We start from the raw sequence: 2,481 nt of genomic DNA, 5'->3' as shown, positions 1-2,481 counted from the left end.
ATCAAAACGCGGCGTAAATTGAAACTACAGCGAGCCTGAGCCTCCAAAGCCAATCAACCGCTCGTGTTCCAAATCATTTGATGACAGACACTTGATAGCTTCGATCACGCCGTCACCTTCATCCCGAACATGGGTTGTGTAAACGGTGTTCGGGTGGTGGCGTAGCACCCTGGCCAACGTCACAACTTCGTCCATCGGGGCTTCTATCGCGGCGGGGTAGTCCAGCCCGCTTGACAGCCCGGACGCACCTTCGGTCAGTGCCTTGTCAAGCAGTTCCGCCATTCGGTTGATTTCCTCACCAGTAGCGGCCCGCGCCAAATCCGGCCCCATCACAGTAGCGCGTAGTGCGGAATGTCCGACCAGCAGTCGCACATTGATGGCAGGCGCCTTATCGTTGATCGCTCGTCGATAATCGGTGATGGTTTCAAAGCTGGATGAAAGCACCTCTGGGGTGACATTGAACGGGTCTGGCAAACCCTCTTGCGCCCGGAACGGAGCGGCGCTGATCCCGCAATTCCCGGCGACAACCGTAGTAACTCCCTGTGTCACTTTGAACGGCATATCCGGAGTGCACAAAAGTGCCCAGTCATCGTGGGTATGCGCATCGATGAATCCGGGAGCGAGGCACAGGCCCGTCGCATCAATTTCCGTCTGTGCGTGAATGCCGTTCAGCTGACCAACGCCCACAATTTCGTCTCGTGAAACTGCTACGTCTGCTTTGCGGACCGAGCCACCAGTGCCGTCAATTACTGAAGAGCTGCGGATCAGAAGATCACATACTTCCAATTTAGTTTTTTGGAAACATACTGGCATGGCAACTCGCTCTGGTTTTCCCCAGACTATTGCCAATCGCGCCGTAATGGTGGTTTTAAATGCAGAATTTCTGGTCGCAAATAAGCAAATTTTTCCCAAAACAGCACATCTTGTCGCAATGAGTTAGGGGAGGTTGCAAGTGCCTCTCCTTCGGATTCGCAGTTTTACTCTAAACAGCTTGATCGCTGCATTGCGCCTGATGCGCATAACCAACCGAGAGCCGATGGGGCAGGTGTTGATCCGGAGTAGCCTGTCGCGCAGCAAACTGGCGAGTGCCTTGCGTGGAAGAAAAAACTAATGCTGGTGGCGCGATCCAGTGCGAACCATCATTTGGGCTTTTGGTACCTTGATGCAAACTACTAATATATTTTGCGTAGTTAACCTTCAAATATTCAATTGAAATTGAGGGTTTATTGCGCAAACTGTCAGTTTCCCAATCGATCAAATCCACCGTTGCGGCGAACGGTGGCTTTGTGGGCTGCGTCCGTAGCAATGAAGAACGCAGCTGAGTGTCCGGTAAGGGCCGCTTTTCTCCGTCAAAGTGCGCCGCTCGCATGCAGTCGCGCTACTACGTGATCGGTCATGTTGGCACAGCGTTTGCCGCCGAATGGGAAGATTGCTTCGAACCCGCCTTTGACCCGGTGTTCGATGGTGGTACGCAACCGGCGACGGGCGCGAAATAGGCGTGTTTTCACGGTTATCGGGTTGATTTGAAGTTCACGTGCAATGGCAAAAATGCTCATGACTTCTACTTCGCGCAGCAGGAACGGTAATCTTAGATCTGGCGGCAGTTCAGAAACGGCCGATTCAAGAAAACCTCTCAATTGCGCGCGTCCAAGCATAACATCGGGCGGTTCTGGATTTTGGTCTGGAAATACTATCACTCTAGGTACGCTGGTTTCGTCCACGGTATCGTATTCCTCAACAAGACGTGCGCGTCGGCGCTGCATTCGCGCGGTATTGATCGCGATCCGGGTGATCCAGGTGGAAAAACTGGAATGTTCACGAAACCCCTCAAGTTTGCTGAACGCCGAAAGATAAGCCTCTTGCAGGGCTTCTTCGGCTTCGGCGTCAGTGTCAACGATGCCTCGGGCAACACGAAAAAGGCGAGGGTTCAGGCGGCGGATGAGTTCGCGGACAGCCGGTTCGCTTCCTTCACGCGCAGCATTTACAAGCTCGGCTTCCGATTTGGCTGCATCGGTCGAGGCTTGTTGTCTGAGGCTCAATTGAACTTTCATGATCCGCCTTCCTTGCGAACGGTGCCTTCTGAAAGAATCTTTTGGACTAAAGGCAATGCTTTCAGGACGTCTTCCGACACATCGCTTTTGTCGTTTGAGCTTCCTTCCCAGCCGGGGTCGTCGGGTGTTCCAACCACTATGCGACCGACCATCGTCGCCATTTCGTGAGGTAGACAATAATAGTCATATACGCCTGGTGCTGTCAGAGTGATTTCAAAATACTCATCCGGAAGCAAAAAGTTGCTATCCCATGGGACCGCGCCAGAGGGAATGCGTCGCTTTCGATCATAGTTCGACGGATGATAGGCTGTTGCCGTATGGCTATTGCCGGGATCGCGATTGAAAAACCGGACAGTTGTGCCCGGAGATACCGCTAGACCAACAGGATCATACCAGATGCGCTCGCCAAGCTGGCTGCCACGCATTTCAA

Annotated in this window: 4 protein-coding genes; all 4 read right to left on the bottom strand. The window is 53.0% G+C overall.

Going from position 1 to position 2,481, the window contains the following annotated elements; translation table 11 throughout:
• Positions 1 to 24: 24 nt before the first annotated feature.
• Positions 25 to 687 carry an amidohydrolase family protein gene (locus ACR0K9_RS21430; RefSeq protein WP_480826100.1) on the bottom strand — a complete coding sequence of 221 codons (663 nt, stop codon included), beginning with the start codon at positions 685 to 687 and terminating at the stop codon, positions 25 to 27.
• Between the two features lie 295 nt (positions 688 to 982).
• Entirely contained in the window at positions 983 to 1,264 is a 282-nt protein-coding gene (locus tag ACR0K9_RS21425) for a hypothetical protein (protein WP_480826099.1), read from the bottom strand.
• An 85-nt stretch (positions 1,265 to 1,349) separates the two neighbouring features.
• Entirely contained in the window at positions 1,350 to 2,051 is a 702-nt protein-coding gene (locus tag ACR0K9_RS21420) for an RNA polymerase sigma factor (protein ID WP_480826098.1), read from the bottom strand.
• On the bottom strand, positions 2,048 to 2,481 hold a 434-nt coding region (locus tag ACR0K9_RS21415; protein ID WP_480826097.1), incomplete at its 5' end, for a cupredoxin domain-containing protein. The genes ACR0K9_RS21420 and ACR0K9_RS21415, both read right to left, overlap by 4 nt.

This window comes from Ruegeria sp. L12, from assembly GCF_056531745.1.
This window is presented reverse-complemented; position numbering and strand designations above follow the sequence as displayed.